Here is a 17,795-nt window from a genome sequence, read left to right as displayed (position 1 = left end):
TCAATGCATCTGTCACTGAGCCACCGCATTCGCGAGCAAGCCCGCTCCCACAGTAGGCCAGTGGTGAAAGTTAGTATTGGGATTGGCGCGGGAGACGCTGTGATAACTCATCCAACAGCTTTTGCTCACGCTTGTCTTCCAGCGCCCGCGCTTCGTCGATGTAGCGTTGCACCAGCTTGCGCAAGCCCTCGACCCGGGCGTACGCCTGCTGCCAGCTGTCGCGGGCCTTTTCGAAATTGTTCTGGTGCCACTGCAGGCTTTGGCGCTGCTGGTCGACGGCCGTTTCAAGCTGCTTGAGAAAGCCCTGGTAACCCATCAACCATTGGCCCGAAACGCCCTTGGTGCCGCGTTCGATCCACTGTTGCTGGTATTCGCCACGAAAGCGCTCCAGGTCACCGAGCTTGCTTTCCGCCAGGCGCACCTGGCCCTGGAAATACCCCAGGCGTTGCACCGCGGTTTTTTCGGCCTTTTCGGCCATGTCCACCACTGGGGCGAGGCGCGACGAACGAGTGCTGGCCATGGCTTAGCCGCCCGGTGCCGGGGCGAAGATCGAGTTCAGGTGCGCTTCGCTTTCGCCCATGCTGATCTTGTCGTTGAGGCCCTGGCGCAAGTAGGTCACCAGTTGCGGCTGCAAGGCGATCGCCAGGTCGGTGTCGCGGTCGCCACCGGCGACGTAGGCGCCAACGCTAATCAAGTCGCGGCTCTGCTGATAGCGCGACCACAGCTGCTTGAACTGCTGCGCCCGCGCCATGTGCGTCGGCGTGACCACCGACGGCATCACCCGGCTGATGGACGCTTCGATGTCGATGGCCGGGTAGTGCCCCTCCTCCGCCAAGCGCCGCGACAGCACGATGTGGCCGTCGAGCACGCCCCGCGCCGAGTCGGCAATCGGGTCTTGCTGGTCATCGCCTTCGGACAGCACGGTGTAGAACGCGGTGATCGAGCCACCCCCGGCCTCGGCGTTACCGGCGCGCTCCACCAGCTTGGGCAGCTTGGCGAACACCGACGGCGGATAACCCTTGGTCGCCGGCGGCTCGCCGATGGCCAGGGCGATTTCCCGCTGGGCCTGGGCGAAACGTGTGAGGGAGTCCATCAGCAACAGGACGTTCTTGCCCTTGTCGCGAAAATATTCGGCGATGCGCGTGCAGTACATGGCGGCACGCAGGCGCATCAGCGGCGCATCATCCGCCGGCGAGGCGACCACGACTGAACGCTTGAGGCCCTCTTCGCCCAGGCTGTGCTCGATGAATTCCTTCACCTCGCGGCCCCGTTCGCCGATCAGCCCGACCACAATGATGTCGGCCTCGGTAAATCGGGTCATCATGCCCAGCAGTACGGATTTACCCACGCCGGTACCGGCAAACAGGCCCAGACGCTGGCCGCGCCCGACCGTCAACAAACCGTTGATGCTGCGGATGCCCACATCCAGCGGCTGGCTGATGGGGTTGCGCTTGAGCGGGTTGATGGTGGGGCCGTCCATCGGCACCCAGTCTTCGGCCTTCATGCCGCCCTTGCCATCCAGCGCACGGCCGGCGCCGTCGAGCACGCGGCCGAGCATGCTCATGCCCATGGGCAGGCGGCCGGTGTCGGCCAGGGGCACCACGCGGGCGCCGGGGGCGATGCCCGCCAGGCTGCCGACGGGCATCAGGAAAATCTTGCTGCCGGAAAAGCCCATCACTTCGGCTTCGACCTGCACCGGGTGGTAGCTGTCGTCGTTGATGACCAGGCAGCGGCTGCCCATGGCGGCGCGCAGGCCTTCGGCTTCGAGGGTCAGGCCGACCATGCGCAACAGGCGCCCTTCGAGGATCGGCTGGCCGGGCAACTCCGTGGCCTCGGCGTAACCGCTCAGGCGCTTGGCGAAGCTGGTGCGATCAAGGCGCATCAGGGGCGTCCAGGTCCACGCTCAAATCCGGCTCGGCCGGGTTCAGCACCTGCTCGTGGGCCTGGTCCAGCAGCTTGGCCATGATCTGGCTGATGCGGGTTTCCACCGTGGCATCGATGCGGCTGTGTTCGGTTTCGACGCGGCAACCACCGGGCTGCAACGCCGCGTCTTCGACGATGCGCCAGGTTTCTTCATGGCGCTCGCGCAGGGCTTTGACCTGTTCGAAATCCTGCGGGTTGATGTACAAGCGCACATTGCCGACGCCCAGGGGCAGCAGCTTGAGGGCTTCGCGCATGACGCTTTCGATATGGCTGGAATCGAGCACCAGTTCGCGCTGGATCACCTGGCGGGCGATGTGCTCCACCAGGCCGACCATGGATTTTTCCAGCTGCGAATCCTGCTCGGCGATCGGGTCGAACAGGCTGCGCATCAAGCGCTCCAGGCTGCCCAGCTTGGCGCCGAGCGCGGCCTCGGCTTCCTGGCGGACCTTGAGGGTGGAGCTGCGAAAACCGTCTTTTTCCCCGGCGGCGAAGCCTTCGTTGTAGGCCTCCTGGCGGATGCTTTCCAACTCTTCGAGGGTCAGTGGCTGGACTTCGTCCAGCGGCACTTCTTCCATTTCCGCCGGCAGCTCGGGTTCCGGCTCGGGCTCCGGTTCCGGCACATGCGGGTCGAAGCTGGGCAACGACCAGATGTCGAACCCGCCGACATCCCGCGCGCGAATCAGATCGCTGGGCGTCTCATCTTTGTTCGACATGGGGCGCGCCTTAGATCATTTCTTCGCCGCCCTTCCCGCCGAGAACGATTTCTCCGGCTTCGGCCATACGGCGGGCAATGGTGAGGATTTCTTTCTGCGCCGTTTCCACGTCGCTGACGCGCACCGGGCCCTTGGCTTCGAGGTCGTCGCGCAACAGTTCGGAGGCGCGCTTGGACATGTTCTTGAAGATCTTCTCCTTGACGCCTTCGTCCGAACCCTTGAGGGCCAGCACCAGTACGTCGGAGGACACTTCGCGCAGCAACGCCTGGATGCCACGGTCGTCGACATCGGAAAGGTTGTTGAACACGAACATGAGGTCTTCGATCTGGCCGGACAGGGTGTCGTCGATCTCGCGGATCGAGTCCATCAACTGGCCTTCGACCGAGCTGTCGAGGAAGTTCATGATGTCGGCGGCACGCTTGATACCACCCAAGGTGGTGCGCGCGGCATTCGAGTTGCCGGAGAACTGCTTCTCCAGGATCGTGTTGAGTTCTTTCAGCGCCGCCGGTTGCACGGTGTTCAGCGACGACACGCGCAGGATGATGTCCAGGCGCACTTTATGGTCGAAGTGGCCGAGCACTTCACCGGCCTGGTCCGGGTCGAGGTACGCGACGACGATGGCCTGGATCTGCGGGTGCTCGAAGCGGATCACGTCGGCAACCGCGCGCGGCTCCATCCACTTGAGGCTATCGAGACCACTGGTGTTGCCGCCCAGCAGGATGCGGTCGATCAGGCCGTTGGCCTTGTCTTCGCCCAGGGCCGAGGTGAGCATCTTGCGGATGTAGCTGTCGGAGCCGACGCCCAGGCTGGTTTGATCGCCGACGATCTCGACGAACTCGCTCATCACCTGTTCGACTTGCTCGCGGTGCACATTGCGCATTTGCGCCATGGCCACGCCGACGCGCTGAACCTCTTTGGGGCCCATGTGGCGCAGCACTTGGGCGGCGTCGGTTTCACCGAGGGACAGCAGCAGAACCGCCGCTTTGTCGACCTTGGTGAGCTTGGCAACAGCGGCTCGATTATCACTCATCTGCGTTGATCCACTCTTTCACGACCTGGGCCACACGGCCCGGGTCTTCTGCCACCAGACTTTTGATTGCATTCAACTGCGCGTCGTAACCTTCGCTCGGGCTTGGCAACAGGATGCTTTGCGGGCCGCCGAGGCTGACGCGGTCGTTGGCCAGTTCGCCATCCAGGCCGCCCATGCCACCCAACTCGACGTCGCTGCCACCAAAGGCCGCCAGTTGTTTCTTGCTGCCGTTACCGGTGATGTTATTGAGCACCGGGCGCAGCACGCCGAACACCAGCACCAGGATGAACAACACACCCAGCACTTGCTTGACGATGTCCCAGAACCACGGCTGCGTGTAGAACGCTGCTTCAGCGATCACTTCGCCACGTTCGGCGGAGAACGGCATGTTAATCACGCTGACGCTGTCGCCACGGCTCGCGTCGAAACCGACCGCGTCCTGCACCAGGCGGGTGAAGCGTGCCAATTCATCGGCGCCCCATGGCGCACGGGTAATGGTGCCGTCCGCTGCGTTGACCTTGACCTGGTCATCGACCACCACCGACACCGACAGGCGATTGACGCGGCCCTGTTGCTGCTTGGTGTGGCTGATGGAACGGTCGAGCTCGAAGTTCTTGGTGGACTGGTTACGCTTGTCCGCCGGGTACGGGGCGAGCATCGGCTGGCCGGTGGCCGGGTCCATGATCTGCTGGCCGTTGGCGTCCAGCAGCGGTTGGCCCGGGGCGATGGCGCCCGCGGTGGCTGCGGCGCCACCGGTGGTTTGCGGCGCCGAGGCTGGCGCAGGCGGCTGGTTGCTCAAGGCACCCGGCACACCTTGCGGGCCACTGCTGGCGGTGCGTTGTTCGCTGGTGGACTGCTCGCTGCGCAGCGCGGGCTGGTCCGGGTTGAATTGTTCGGAGGTCGATTCGACGGCGCTGAAGTCCACATCGGCCGACACTTCAGCCTTGTAGCGGTCGTTGCCAAGCACCGGTTGCAGGATGTTGTGCACGCGCTGGGTGAGCATGCTTTCCATGCGGCGGCTGTAGTCGAACTGCTTGCCGGCTTGGGTCAGCGCGGAGTTTTCGGCCATGTCCGAGAGCAGGTTGCCCTTCTGGTCGACCACGGTGATCTGCGACTTGCTCAACTCAGGCACGCTGGTGGCCACCAGGTTGATGATCGCCAGCACCTGGCCAGGCTCCAGGGAGCGGCCGGAGAACAGCTCCACCAGCACCGAGGCGCTTGGCTTGCGCTCATCGCGCACAAACACCGAGCTTTTCGGGATGGCCAAGTGCACGCGGGCGCCCTTGACGTTGTTCAGGCTGGAGATGGTGCGGGCCAACTCGCCTTCCAGGCCACGACGGTAGCGGGTGGCTTCCATGAACTGGGAAGTCCCCAGGCCCTGGTCTTTGTCGAGGATTTCAAAACCGATATTGGCGTCGGACGGCGTCACGCCGGCGGCGGCGAGTTTCATCCGCGCACGGGCCACGTCGTCGGCCTTGACCAGCAAGGCGCCGGAGTTGGGCTCGACGGTGTAGGCGATGTCGGCGGCGGCGAGGGTTTCCATGATCTGTTTGGAATCCATGCCCGCGAGGCTGCCGTACAACGGGCGGTAATCCGGTTGCTGCGACCACAACACCACGGCAAAACCAATCGCCACGCTGGCCGCCAGGCCGACCATCAGGCCCACCTGACGCAGCATGGTCATTTCGGAGAGGTTTTCCAGGAACGACAGGCCAAACAGCGGCGGCTTGCCGTCTGCCTTGGCGGGTGCGTTGTCCACGACTGCTTCTGCCATGACTTAAATCTCGTCCTTAAACCGGCATCTGCATGATGTCTTGATAGGCTTGAACCAACTTGTTACGCACCTGGGTCAACGCCTGGAACGACACACTGGCTTTTTGCGAAGCGACCATCACATCGGTGAGGTCCACGCCGCTTTTGCCGATTTCGAACGCGGTGGCCAACTGGCTGGAGGCTTGCTGGGTGTCGCTGACTTTATTGATCGCCTGGCCGAGCATGTCGGCAAAGCTGCTTTGGCCCAATTCCGGCGCTTGCGCGACGGATTTCGGTTGAGCCATGGCATCCATTTGCATGGAGCGCATATCCAACATCAACCGATTGAACTCAATACCCTGGCTCATGACCTTCTCTCTCCGACAACCCGCAAATTTTTGACACTACGCCGCAATTACTAGGGGAAGTAGCAACAAGGGTGCCAGCTCTGTATCGATTCGTAAGAAAAGGCGACAAACCTTGTCGGCCTTGGTACCAGCTAGGTGGCAAACAGATACGCTTCCACATCCATCCCCGCATCACGCATCTGCGCCAGCTTGTAGCGCAGGGTGCGCGGGCTGATGCCCAGGCGTTCGGCGGCCTCTTTGCGGCGACCGCGCTCGGCGCGCAGAGTGTCGATAATCATCTGGAATTCGCGGCGACGCAGGTCGTCGCCCAGGGCACCGGCAGATTCGGCTTCGGCCAGTACCGGCGCGGGTGCCAGGCTCGGCAATGGCGCCACGCCGCTGCCCATCGCCAGGCAGAAATCCTGGGGCTGGATCAGGCCGCCCTGTTGCAGGATGAGGGCGCGCTGGATCGCGTTGTCCAATTCCCGCACGTTGCCAGGCCACGGATAGGCGATCAGGCAGGCCTGGGCCTCGGCCGACAGGCGCGCCTGGGCGTGCTTCATTTTTTTGACGTGGTTGTTCAGCAGGCGCTCGGCCAGCGGGATGATGTCGGCCGGGCGTTCACGCAGCGGGCGCCAGGCCAGGGGGAACACCGAGAGGCGGTAGAACAGGTCCTCACGGAAGCGCCCCGCCGCCACTTCGCCGGCGAGGTCGCGGTTGGTAGTGGCGACCACACGGATATCCAGCTGGATCGGCTTGCGTGCGCCGACCCGCTCCACTTCACGCTCCTGCAACACACGCAGCAGCTTGGCTTGCAGGCCCAGGGGCATTTCGGAAATTTCGTCGAGCAGGATGGTGCCGCCGTCGGCCTGTTCGAACTTGCCCGCCTGAGCCGCAATGGCGCCGGTGAACGAGCCCTTTTCGTGGCCGAACAAGGTGGCTTCAAGCATGTTGTCGGGGATCGCCGCGCAGTTGATCGCGACAAACGGCTGGCTGGCACGGCTGGATTGCTGGTGGATATAGCGCGCCAACACCTCCTTGCCGGTGCCGGACTCGCCGGAGATCAACACCGTGGAATCGCTGCGCGCCACACGGGCGGCCAGTTCCAGCAGTTGCGCGCTGGCCGGCTCGAAGGCAATCGGCCCTTCGCCATCGCTGGCCGGAAGCACGCCGAGCGCATGGCGGGCCACCAGTTCGATCAAGGCTTTCGGTTCGAACGGCTTGACCAGGTAATCCGCCGCGCCTTGGCGCATGGCGTCGACCGCGCGCTCCACGGCGCCATGGGCGGTCATCAGCAGCACCGGCAGTTGCGGCTGGCGTGTACGCAGCAGGCCGAGCAACTGATGGCCGTCCATGCCGGGCATGTTGACGTCGCTGACCACCAGGCTGAAGGGCTCCTGCTCCACCGCGTCCAAGGCTTCCTCGGCTGAACCGACCGCCCGATAGTCATGGCCCGCCAACAGCAGCGTGTCAGCCAATGCCTCACGCAGGGCGCGATCGTCTTCTACCAATAAAACCTTGATTGCCATGTTCGTCTACTCCGCGCTTGCCGCGCCTGAAAACAGCGGCAAGGTCATCAATGCACAGGTGCCACGCCCCAACCGGGAACGCAGCTGCAATTCTCCCTGATGCGCACGTGCCACGGCCTTGACCACGGTCAGGCCAAGGCCCGTTCCGTTGGTCTTGGTGGTGAAAAAGGGTTCGCCGAGGCGCTGCAGCACCTGCGGGTCGATGCCACTGCCGCTGTCACTGATGCACAGGCGCAGGGTTTGCGCGCGGCTGTACAGGTGAATTTTCAGGCGCGCGCCGGGGGTGCTGGCCTGGGTGGCGTTTTCGATCAGGTTGAGCAACGCGCCAACCAAGGTGTCGCGATTGCACAGCAACTCGCCGAGGTGGCTGTCGCATTGCCAGCGCACTTCGGCGTCCTGGATATGGGTGCTCGCGGCGGCTTGCAGGGCGCGCATCAGGTCGGCCGGGGTGACGCGGTCGGTCAGCGGCAATTCGCCGCGGGCGAACACCAGCATATCGCGCACCTGGTGCTCCAATTCGTGCAGACGCTCCTTGAGCCTGCCAGCAAAACGTTGCTGGGTTTCTGGCGGCAGTTGCTCATCAGTCAAATGACTGGCGTAGATCAGCGCCGCCGACAGCGGCGTACGGATCTGATGCGCCAAAGAAGCGACCATCCTGCCCAACGACGACAAACGCTCATGGCGCGCCAGTTGGTCTTGCAGGTGACGGGTTTCGGTGAGGTCGTTGAGCAACACCAACTGGCCGGGCTCGGCATCAAGGGAGCGCGTGGCGATGGACAGGCGGCGGCCGTCCTTCAGGGAGATCTCATGGCCGTCGTCTTCACGGGGCGCGAAGCAGCGGGTGATGACATGACGCCACAGCTCGCCTTCCAGCGGCAGGCCAAGCATGTCGCAGGCAGCCGGGTTGGCTTCGCGCACGCGGCCGTCTTCGTCGATGACGATCACGCCGCCGGGCAACAGTGACAACAGGTTTTGCAGACGGTTGGCCAGACGCTCTTTCTCGGCCAGCTCTTCCATGCGCTGCGCACTGACCACGGCCAGCTCGCCTTTCAGCTCGGAAACCCGGGCTTCCAGCAGGCTGTAGGAGTCTGTCAGCTGGCTGGACATCTGGTTGAACAGCGAAAAGGCCTGTTCCAGGCCATTGCGGCTGAGCTGCTCGGCGTCAGGCACCGAAGATAGTTGGGCGGCGTGGGGCATCATGCTCTCTCGCTTGGCTGACCGTCAGTTAAACGGAACGTTGCGAGGGCTGTAGCAATACCCGTGCCTAAAAAAAAACCGCTGACTAATCAGCGGTTTGTGATTTAGGCGTCAATCATCCGCCTGTTCATCCCCGTCTCGACGGCTCATGCCGTACTTGCGCATCTTCTCCACCAGGGTGGTGCGGCGGATACGCAAGCGCTCGGCGGCGCGGGCGACGATGCCGTTGGCGTCGTCCAGGGCCTGTTGGATCAGGCCTTGTTCCAGGTTACCGAGGTAGTCCTTCAGGTCGAGGCCTTCCGGCGGCAACATGGCGGTGGAGGCGAAGTCCGGCGTGTGGCCGTTAATCGCTACACGCTCTTCCATGTCAGTGCGGATGTCATTGAGCTGCTCGTCTTCGTCATCGACGTAGCGGAATTTCTTCGGCAGCTCGACCACGCCGATCACACCGTAGGGGTGCATGATCGCCATGCGCTCCACCAGGTTGGCCAGTTCACGCACGTTGCCCGGCCAGCCGTGGCGGCACAGGGACATGATCGCGGCGGAATTGAAACGGATCGAACCGCGCTTCTCGTGCTCCATGCGCGAGATCAGTTCGTTCATCAGCAGCGGGATGTCCTCCACGCGCTCGCGCAGCGGGGCCATCTCGATCGGGAAGACGTTGAGGCGGTAGTACAGGTCTTCGCGGAAGCTGCCCACCTCGATCATGCTTTCGAGGTTCTTGTGGGTGGCCGCGATGATGCGCACATCGACGCTCTGGGTCTTGTTGCTGCCCACGCGCTCGAAGGTACGTTCCTGCAACACACGCAGCAGCTTGACCTGCATCGGCAGGGGCATGTCGCCGATTTCGTCAAGGAACAGGGTGCCGCCGTTGGCCAGCTCGAAACGCCCGGCACGGCTGGTGATCGCCCCGGTAAAGGCGCCCTTCTCGTGGCCGAACAATTCGCTTTCGAGCAGCTCTGCCGGGATCGCCCCGCAGTTGACCGGCACGAATGGCCCGTCGCGGCGCTTGGAGTGATAGTGCAGGTTGCGCGCGACCACTTCCTTGCCGGTGCCCGACTCGCCGAGGATCAGCACGCTGGCGTCGGTATCGGCCACTTGCTGCATCATCTGGCGCACGTGCTGAATCGCACGGCTGGTGCCGACGAGGCTGCGGAACAGATTGGGTTCACGGTGGCGACCGCGCTCGCGGGCTTGGTCATACATCTCGCGATAGACCTGGGCGCGGTGCAGGGAATCGAGCAATTTGCTGTAGCTGGGCGGCATTTCCAGGGTGGAGAGCACGCGGCGGCGCTGGTCTTCAGGCAGCTCGACGGAAGAAATATCGCCCATCAGCAACACGGGAAGGAACTCATCCCAGGTAGACAGTGTCTTTAACAAGCCCAAAACAGCGCCAGGAGCGTTTACCGTCCCGATCAGCACACAAATGACTTCACGGCTCGATGACAATGAGCTGACCGCCTGCTGCCAATCATGGCTGCCGCAGGGCAGATTTTCTTCGCCAAGAAAATTCAAAATCACCGCTAAATCGCGGCGGCGGACGCTATCGTCATCAATCAGCAGAATTTTGGTTTCACGCCACATGCAATAGCAACTTCCCTAGTTAACTCAAGTGCCCTGAAGTCTGGGCAATCTAGATGGCTGTAAGCATTTTCTGCTTTACACCCCTCTGAAATCTGAAAACAGCACTAGTTAAGTCAAAAAATCACGCGCAGTCAAATTTATGACGCGCATTCGGTTTAACTGAGCCCGTTCAGCCGAACAGATGGTAAACCTTTGACGCATTTTTAGCTTGGTTGATCTGCGACATCTCTTCAAAAATCGCCTGTCTTTCGCCAGTGGTCACTTCCAGCAACTGCTGATACACCGCCAGCAGACTCTCCAGCTTCTCGCGCAGCGCATCCTCGTCCACCGGCGCCTCGCTGAGCACCTCATCGATCACCGCACGGCAGCCCATATCCAGCTCACCGACAGCATCCCAATTGCGCTCGGCCAACGCGCTTATCAGGGCGTCGCGGGCTTCATCGATGCGTTGCAGTGCTTGGCTCATGATGTGTTCCTCAAGGCGCTTGGCCTTATTGTGGAGCGATGGCATCCCAGCCGGACTTGACGGTAATCAGCAACCGCGCGACTTCGTCGATCATGTCGGCATCGTTCACTTGGTTGGCTTCAACCAGACGGTTGCTCATGTAGTCATACAGCGCATCCAGCTGCTGCACCGACGCCGGATCTTCCGCTTTTTCCGGTTCGAGGCCATCACGCAGGCCAGAGATGATTTCAATCGCCTTGCCCAGCATCAGACCTTTCTGAGCGATATCGCCACGGCTCAATGCCCCCTTGGCCTGCGCCATGCGATCAAGACCGCCCTCCATCAGCATCTGCACCAGGCGGTGCGGGCTGGCTTCGGAGACTTGGGCGTGGGAATTGACCTTCTGGTACTGGCGAAGGGCTCTCATCGGGTTCATGTTGCTACCTCGTTACTGGCCATGTCGAATAGGGTTGCTTAACCAGTTTTTCGACCAGGTCACAAAATTCTTTAATCCAGGCGTCATACGCCAGACCACCGGTAAGCCCTGCTGCGGGGCGCCGAAGCGCCCCGATCAATCAGGACGACGACTTCGCGTTGTTCAGCGAGTTGAGGGTGGTCATGATGCTGGAGCTGCTGGCGTTGATCTGCGCGATCATCGTGTCCATCGCGGTGTACTTGGCGCTCAGGGACTTCTTCAAGGCCTCCATGCGTACGTCCAGGGCGGTGGATTCGGTGGTCAGCGAGGTCAACTTGTTGTTGAGATCGGTGGCACGCGTCGCCAGGGTGCCGGTGGTGCCGACGTAGCTGGCGGTGGCTTTGTTCATGCGGGTGATCAAGCCCGTGTCGCCGGTGAAGAACTTGGCCACATCGCCAGCGCCCTTGACCACGGCCTTGTCCCACGCCTTGTCGTCCAGGCTCAACAGGCCGGTTTTCTGGTCCGTGGTGACGCCCATTTGTGCCAGGCTGGTCATGCTGCCCGCACCGGAGCCGCTGGTCAGCTCGGAACGCATGCTGTTGACCAGCTGACGCATCGACGCATCACCCGTCAGGGCACCCGCAACCGTCGTCGACGCATCGCCCGTGGCGGTCACCTTGGTCTGGGTGTTGATCGCCGTGGTCAACGCGTTGTAGGCGGTAACGAAGGACTGCACCGAGGTCTTCAAGGTGTCGGTATTGGTGGCCACGGTGATGGTGGTGGTCGGCTTGGTCAAGTCAACGGCCAGCAAGTCGAGGGTCACACCACTGATGGCGGAATCGATCTTGTTGGTGGCGGACGACATCTCGACGCCGTCGATGTTGTACTTGGCGTTGGTCGGGGCCGTGCCTTTGTCGTAACCGGCAACCAGCTCCGAGTCACCGCTGAGGGTGATGTCGGTGCCTTCGCCGGTGTTGGTCGACGTCAGGACCAGGCGTGCGCCGTTGGAGTCGCTCAGCACGTTGGCACTGATGCCCTGGGCCGAGAGTTGGGTGTTGATGGCTTCCCGCACTTCCTTGAGGGTCGCGCCGCCGGCAATCACCACGTCGTAGCTTTTGCCCGACTGGTTGATGGTCAACGTCTGCGCTTCGTCAGTGCTGTTGGCCTTGCCCGTGGCACCGTCCGTATTCACCTTGGTGGTGACTTTGGCGGCGGTGGCCAGGCTATCGACCTTCACCGCGTACTTGCCGCTGGAGGCGCCGTCACCCAAGGTGACCTTGATGTTCTTCTCTTCGGAGGAACTGGCAGAAAGCCCGTTGAACGCAGTGACGTTGTTCAACTTGGTGATTGCCGCCTGGTAGGCTTCCAACGCCGTCTTGATCGAGCCGACCGCCGACAATTTGATCGTCGCGTCTTTTTGCTGACTAGAGATCTGGGCTGCCTTGGGTGCCTTTTCAGCCCCAACCAGTGCCTCGACGATCGCTTGCGTGTTGTAGCCCGAACCTGGGCCGGAAATCGTTGAACTAGCCATCTGCTTATTCTCCTTGTCCTGAAGCGGCCGTTTTTTGGCGCTCAAGCGCCGATGCCGCAATCAGAAACATGTTTCGTGCCAACTCAAGCCTTGCTATCAAACAGCAGGCTGCTGGCATCGCTCAAATTCTGCGCCAATTTCAGCGCGGTCTCCGATGGAAGCTGTCGAATCACTTCACCACTGTCAGTGGCGATCACCTTGACGACCACTATGCCAGTGGAGTCATCGATGGAAAAATCCAGGTTGCGCTGTGAAGCCTGCACAAACTCACGCATATCGGTTACGGCTTTTTCCAGCGCGACGCGCTGCGGCTCTTCGCTCGCCGGCACTTTCGCTTCACTGTTGGCCGCAGGCTGGGCCTGGGCGACAGGTGCAGTGCTGGGCTGAGTTACAGCAGCCGGGTACGGCGTGTTCAGCTTGATGCTCATGTCCATGTCATCACCTCCAAACTGAAAAAACGGAAGGGCACGTTATGCACGCACCCTCCCGTTATTTAACCGCTACCGCTATTACTGAAGCAGCTTCAGAACAGACGATGGCAGTTGGTTGGCCTGGGACAGGATCGCAGTGGAAGCCTGTTGCAGGGTTTGTTGCTTGGTCAGTTCAGCAGCTTCAGAAGCGAAGTCAGCGTCTTCTACGCGGCCTTTGGCAGCGGAGGAGTTCTGCGAAATGCTCTGCAGGTTGGCCACGGTGCTGGCGAAACGGTTTTGTACGGCACCCAGCTGCGAACGCTGGCTGTCGATCTGCTGCATGGCGTCGTCCAGAGCCTGGATAGCCTGCTGCGAAGAAGCGGCGGACAGGATGTTCAGGTCGGAAACGCTGGTTTCCATGGTCACGGCGGTTTTGGTGCCGTTGGCAGCAACAGTGGTCAGGCCCAGGGCTTTCAGACCGGTACCGGCGCTGCCGTCTTTGATGGTGATGTCTTTGTCTGCGAACAGGCTCAGAGTACCGTCAGTGTTTTTGCTCGCCTGTACACCGGTGCTAGCGCTGTTGATCGAAGCTACAACTGCGTCAGCGGTGTCGCCTTTCTTGAACTTGACTTCTACGCCGTTGACGGAGATGGAAGTATCGTCGGTCAGTTTGGCCTGAGTGGTACCGGCAGACAGACCCAGTTGCGACAGTGAACCGCTGTTAGTGTTAGCCAGCTTGATGTCTGCACCGTTGCCCGAGGTCAGCTTGAGACGACCTTCGGTGAAGGTAGCGGAAGCACCCGCTGCAGCGCCGCCAGCAGCATTGGTGAGCTTGGTGAGAACGGTCGACATGGCGTCGCCTTTCGCCCAAGTTACTGCAGCACCGTTTACAGTGATCGCACCGTCAGAGGTCAGGTTGCTGGTAGTGGCAATGGCAGGGTTAGCAGTCAGCTTCAGGTTAGCCAAGCCATCAGTTTTGGCAGCGACTGGGGGTGGGCCAGCAGAAGCAGTTACAACATCGCCAGCTGCGAGGTTGATAGCCTTGGTGGAGCTCAGTGTCAGGACGCCAGTAGCATCGGTGCTTGCAGTAACACCGGTGGTAGCTGTCTCTTTGTTGATAGCAGCAGCTGCGGCAACACCCAAGTCACTAGCTGCGACAGCACCGAAAGTGATTGTTGTACCGTTGATTTTGATATTGTCGCTCGCCACAGTAGCGCCGACAGCAGCGGAACCCGAGACAGTGGCTTTATCAGTGAGTACCGAGCCAGTAGTGGTAGCAGCGAGACCGCTCAATGCGGTGCTGTTAACAGTGGCTTCGCTGAAGTTACCTTTCAGCGCGGTGGAGCTGATGTCGGTCATGCCGAACGAGATAGTCTCGTTGGCGTTGGCGCCGATTTGGAAAGCTACGTTCTGGAACGAGCCGTCCAGCAGGTTACGACCACCGAAGGTAGTGGTGCTGGCGATACGGTTCAGCTCGCCCACTTTAGCGGTGAATTCTTGCTGCAGGGAAACACGGTCAGCGTCGCTTTTATCACCGTTCGCCGCTTGCAGGGCGAGTTCACGCAGACGCTGCAGGGTGTTGGTGGATTCTTGCATCGCGCCTTCAGCAGTCTGGGCAATCGACACGCCGTTGTTGGCGTTGGCGATGGCAACGTTCAGGCCTTTGACCTGGTTGTTCAGACGGTTGGCGATCTGCATGCCGGCAGCGTCGTCTTTGGCGCTGTTGATTTTCAGGCCGGAGGACAGACGGTTCATCGACTGGCTCAGAGCGTCGGAAGCCTTATTCAGGTTCTTCTGGACCCCCAGAGACGTGATGTTGGTGTTAACTGATAATGCCATGACGAAATCCTCGTTGGATGGGATGCTGCGGCTTCCGGCCCTGGCAACCGCCGGGTGTGGCCTAGAGAACCTTCGTAATAGTTATCGTCGTGTGTGCCGGTTGCTTGAGTCTTTTTTTTGATTTTTTTGCTGGCTTGGTGCCACCCCTTGCAATTCAAGGGCTTACACAGGCGCAAAACCCAGTATTCATTGGCTTTTCTGGCGCCAAATAAAAAACGCCGATGATCGAGAGATCATCGGCGTTTTTTGTATTGCCGGTTAAAGCGTCACGGACGATAGAGAATCGCCGAGCCCCACGACAGGCCCACACCAAAACCACTGATCGCCACACGCTTCCAGGTGGCGTCCATCACGTGCTTTTCCAGCAGCAGCGGAATGCTCGACGACACGGTGTTGCCGGTCTCGACCATGTCCTTGATGAACTTCTCCACCGGCGCCTCTTCAAAGCGGCGCGCCACGGCATCGACAATCGCCGCACTGCCCTGGTGAATGCAGAAGGCATCGATGTCGTCGGCCTTGAGGTCCGACTCATCGAGCAGCTCGTGCAGATGCGCTGGCACTTTGAGCAGCGCGAAGTTGAACACCTGGCGCCCGTTCATGAAGAACACGCCGTCGCTGACCTTCAGGTGCGGCGCGCCGGAACCGTCGGTGCCGAACTTCGACTTGCCCAGCAGCCAAGGCGCGTCTTCACCCATCCACGTGGCGGTGGCGGCGTCGCCGAACAGCATGGTGGTGTTGCGGTCTTCCGGGTCGACGATCTTCGAATACGGGTCGGCGGTGACCAGCAGGCCGTTTTTCAGGCCGGCGGCTTCCATGAAGCCCTTCATCGCGTAGATGCCGTAGACGTAGCCGGAGCAGCCCAGGGAGATATCGAACGCGGCGACGTGGGTCGGTAGGCCCAGTTTGTCCTGGACGATGGCGGCGGTGTGGGGCAAACCCTCTTCATCACCGTTCTGGGTGACGACGATCAGCGCGTCGATGGACTCGCGTGAAAGCGTAGGGTTGTTGGCAAACAAAGCGTTGACTGCCTCGACACACAGATCGGAAGTTTCCTGGGCAGCTTCCTTGCGCGGCAGGAACGCCGAACCGATCTTGCCAATGATGAACTCTTCATCCTTGGCGAATTTGGCACCCTGGGCGTAGTTATCAATGCCGTCGGCCGGCACGTAACTGGCGATGCTTTTTATGCCAATCATTGTGGCTTCCCAATACTAAATAGCTGGAGAACACCCCGCGAACTGCCTCGCGAAGTGGTGACAATAAAGGGGACAAACCCCGTGAAGAACTCGCTGAAAGCCGCTGCGCAAGGCGCCTTGGACGACTTATCCTTTTCACACGATACAGTGAAGATGCGCTTTATGACTCGCAGGTCACCTAATTGTGTGTGCTTTCTGCAAAACCTTCAAACAATTAAGTCCCGGAAACGACAACGGCCCAACCTGTTTCCAGGCTGGGCCGTTGCTGTGCAGCGGGCCGATTACATCTTGTTGAACAGGCTCAGCTGGGAGATTTTCACGAACGCCAGCTGCGAGGCTTGCAGCATGGTTTGTTGCAGGCTCAGGTTGATCGCGGCTTCGGCGAAGTCAACGTTGCCCAGCGAACTCATGGTGGTGGCGTTCGCCAGGCTCAGGCTGGTGTTTTCGGCACTCTGGATATCCAGGGTGTTCAGGCGTGCGCCGATATCACCGCGAACCTGATCGATCTGGCTATAGGCGTTGGTCAGGTTGCCAATGGACCGGGCCACCACGTCCTTGAGTTCCTTCTGCGCCGCCGGGTTGCCATCCGATGGGGTCTCCAGCGTGCGGCGCAGGCGGCTGAGGGTGTCGAGCACGTTTTCGTTCTTGTTGCTGGTGGCGCCCACCAGGAACTGGTCGCCGTCTGCCGGTGCCGGCGCGGTGGTCACACCCAGCGTCACGCCCGCCACGGTGATCGAGGTCGCGCCCGCAGCCAGCGTGTCATTGGCGATGGATTTGCTGTCCGCCGTGTACGGCTGCGCGTAGACGTTATAGCTACCGCCCGCACCGAATTTGACCACCAGGCCGGCGTTGGGAAAGGTGCTGGCATAAGCCGCCGGATCACTCACCGAACCACCGGTCAACTGGGCCGCGCTTGGGTTGCTGGCGGTACGCGAAACACTGAACGAGTCCGGCTTGAGGGCCAGGGTGAACTCGCGGTCTTTTACCAGCGCATCCGACGGCGCGCCCGGCAAGACGTCTTTGCCCAGGTTCAAGCCGATGTCGAACTTGACGCCACGCAGGCTGATGGTCGAACCGCCTTCCTTGGTGGAGTCAAAGGTGCCATTGCCCGCGATCTCGGACGTGATGTCCTTGCCGGTGCTGTCACTGACGGTGTACTGGGTGCTGCTGAGGAACTTCAGCGTGTAAGGCTGGCCGTCGGCAAACTTCACATCGACACCCGACGCGATCAGGCCCGCCGAGATCGTGACCTTGCCGTCATCCACCGCCGGGGGAACCAGCACCGGTGTGGCCTGGGTACGACCGGTGTTGGCCGAGGTCTCGAGCATTTTCTTCGCGGTATCGCCCATCGGCACCGACAGATTCTCGGCTACCCGCAGGTTCAGCGCGGTGTCATCGCCCTGATAGGTGTAGGTGCCATCGTTGTTGCGCGTGTACGGCGGCGTGTCGGTCTTGCTGCCGGAGAACAGGTAGTTGCCGCTGGCATCCTTGGTATTGAGCAGACCCATGATCTGGTCTTCCAGGGCACCGATTTCGGCGGCGGTCGATTTGCGGTCAGCATCGCTGATCCCGACGTTGCCGACCTTCAGCGCCAGCTCACTGGCACGCTGGATCGCCGTGTTGATGTTCTCCAGCACGCTGTCTTCGGTCTGCAGCGAGTTTTTCAGCGTGTCGATATTGGTGTTGTACTGCCCCAGCATGTCTTTCTGCTGTTGCAACATCAGCAACCGCGCGGCCGCGACCGGATCATCCGCAGCGGTTTGCACACGCACGCCAGAGCTGGCCTGGTCCTGCGCCTTGACCACACTGGAATAGTTTTCCTGGTACTTGGTGGAGCTGGTTTCGAAATACTGCTGTGTAGAAATACGCATCGTCCCAGACTCC

Annotated in this window: 16 protein-coding genes; all 16 read right to left on the bottom strand. The window is 61.1% G+C overall.

Going from position 1 to position 17,795, the window contains the following annotated elements; all coding sequences use genetic code 11:
- Positions 1 to 70 precede the first annotated feature (70 nt).
- Positions 71 to 520 (bottom strand): flagellar export protein FliJ, encoded by a 450-nt coding sequence (fliJ, locus tag NUV89_RS04415; protein WP_257780435.1) that lies wholly within the window; start codon positions 518 to 520, stop codon positions 71 to 73.
- 3 nt (positions 521 to 523) lie between these two features.
- Entirely contained in the window at positions 524 to 1,882 is a 1,359-nt protein-coding gene (gene fliI / locus NUV89_RS04410) for a flagellar protein export ATPase FliI (RefSeq protein ID WP_017735210.1), read from the bottom strand.
- A complete protein-coding gene (gene fliH, locus NUV89_RS04405) occupies positions 1,872 to 2,636 on the bottom strand; it encodes a flagellar assembly protein FliH (RefSeq protein WP_257780434.1) in 765 nt (254 codons plus the stop codon). Before fliH ends, fliI begins: the two co-directional genes overlap by 11 nt.
- 10 nt (positions 2,637 to 2,646) lie before the next feature.
- Positions 2,647 to 3,666, bottom strand: coding sequence for a flagellar motor switch protein FliG (fliG, locus tag NUV89_RS04400; protein WP_017735208.1), 1,020 nt, complete (start codon positions 3,664 to 3,666; stop codon positions 2,647 to 2,649).
- Positions 3,659 to 5,440, bottom strand: coding sequence for a flagellar basal-body MS-ring/collar protein FliF (fliF, locus tag NUV89_RS04395; protein WP_017735207.1), 1,782 nt, complete (start codon positions 5,438 to 5,440; stop codon positions 3,659 to 3,661). Before fliF ends, fliG begins: the two co-directional genes overlap by 8 nt.
- Before the next feature lie 16 nt (positions 5,441 to 5,456).
- Positions 5,457 to 5,786 (bottom strand): flagellar hook-basal body complex protein FliE, encoded by a 330-nt coding sequence (fliE, locus tag NUV89_RS04390; RefSeq protein ID WP_017735206.1) that lies wholly within the window; start codon positions 5,784 to 5,786, stop codon positions 5,457 to 5,459.
- Between the two features lie 131 nt (positions 5,787 to 5,917).
- The gene (locus NUV89_RS04385) at positions 5,918 to 7,294 is read right to left on the bottom strand and encodes a sigma-54 dependent transcriptional regulator (protein ID WP_257780433.1); all 1,377 of its coding nucleotides are present in this window, start codon (positions 7,292 to 7,294) and stop codon (positions 5,918 to 5,920) included.
- A gap of 6 nt (positions 7,295 to 7,300) precedes the next feature.
- Positions 7,301 to 8,491 carry an ATP-binding protein gene (locus NUV89_RS04380; protein WP_308220184.1) on the bottom strand — a complete coding sequence of 397 codons (1,191 nt, stop codon included), beginning with the start codon at positions 8,489 to 8,491 and terminating at the stop codon, positions 7,301 to 7,303.
- Between the two features lie 111 nt (positions 8,492 to 8,602).
- Positions 8,603 to 10,075: a sigma-54 dependent transcriptional regulator gene (locus NUV89_RS04375; protein ID WP_257780431.1), complete on the bottom strand. Its 1,473-nt coding sequence runs from the start codon at positions 10,073 to 10,075 to the stop codon at positions 8,603 to 8,605.
- 169 nt (positions 10,076 to 10,244) lie between these two features.
- Positions 10,245 to 10,541 carry a flagellar protein FliT gene (fliT, locus tag NUV89_RS04370; RefSeq protein ID WP_017735202.1) on the bottom strand — a complete coding sequence of 99 codons (297 nt, stop codon included), beginning with the start codon at positions 10,539 to 10,541 and terminating at the stop codon, positions 10,245 to 10,247.
- 25 nt (positions 10,542 to 10,566) lie between these two features.
- A complete protein-coding gene (gene fliS, locus NUV89_RS04365) occupies positions 10,567 to 10,956 on the bottom strand; it encodes a flagellar export chaperone FliS (RefSeq protein WP_026136596.1) in 390 nt (129 codons plus the stop codon).
- Positions 10,957 to 11,095: 139 nt separating this feature from the next.
- Positions 11,096 to 12,466 carry a flagellar filament capping protein FliD gene (fliD, locus tag NUV89_RS04360; RefSeq protein ID WP_257780430.1) on the bottom strand — a complete coding sequence of 457 codons (1,371 nt, stop codon included), beginning with the start codon at positions 12,464 to 12,466 and terminating at the stop codon, positions 11,096 to 11,098.
- An 83-nt stretch (positions 12,467 to 12,549) separates the two neighbouring features.
- Positions 12,550 to 12,900, bottom strand: coding sequence for a flagellar protein FlaG (locus tag NUV89_RS04355; RefSeq protein WP_017735199.1), 351 nt, complete (start codon positions 12,898 to 12,900; stop codon positions 12,550 to 12,552).
- A 75-nt stretch (positions 12,901 to 12,975) separates the two neighbouring features.
- Positions 12,976 to 14,715 carry a flagellin gene (locus NUV89_RS04350; RefSeq protein WP_257780429.1) on the bottom strand — a complete coding sequence of 580 codons (1,740 nt, stop codon included), beginning with the start codon at positions 14,713 to 14,715 and terminating at the stop codon, positions 12,976 to 12,978.
- 266 nt (positions 14,716 to 14,981) lie between these two features.
- On the bottom strand, positions 14,982 to 15,911 hold the full coding sequence (locus NUV89_RS04345; RefSeq protein WP_257780428.1) for a ketoacyl-ACP synthase III: 930 nt from the start codon (positions 15,909 to 15,911) through the stop codon (positions 14,982 to 14,984).
- Between the two features lie 281 nt (positions 15,912 to 16,192).
- Complete coding sequence (locus NUV89_RS04340) at positions 16,193 to 17,782, bottom strand: flagellar hook-associated protein 3 (RefSeq protein WP_257780427.1); 1,590 nt, start codon at positions 17,780 to 17,782, stop codon at positions 16,193 to 16,195.
- Positions 17,783 to 17,795: the final 13 nt, after the last annotated feature.

The sequence above is a fragment of the Pseudomonas sp. 18.1.10 genome, assembly GCF_024655625.1.
GTDB lineage: Bacteria > Pseudomonadota > Gammaproteobacteria > Pseudomonadales > Pseudomonadaceae > Aquipseudomonas.
The sequence above is the reverse complement of the archived record's forward strand: the minus strand, read 5'-3'. Positions and strand labels throughout refer to the sequence as shown.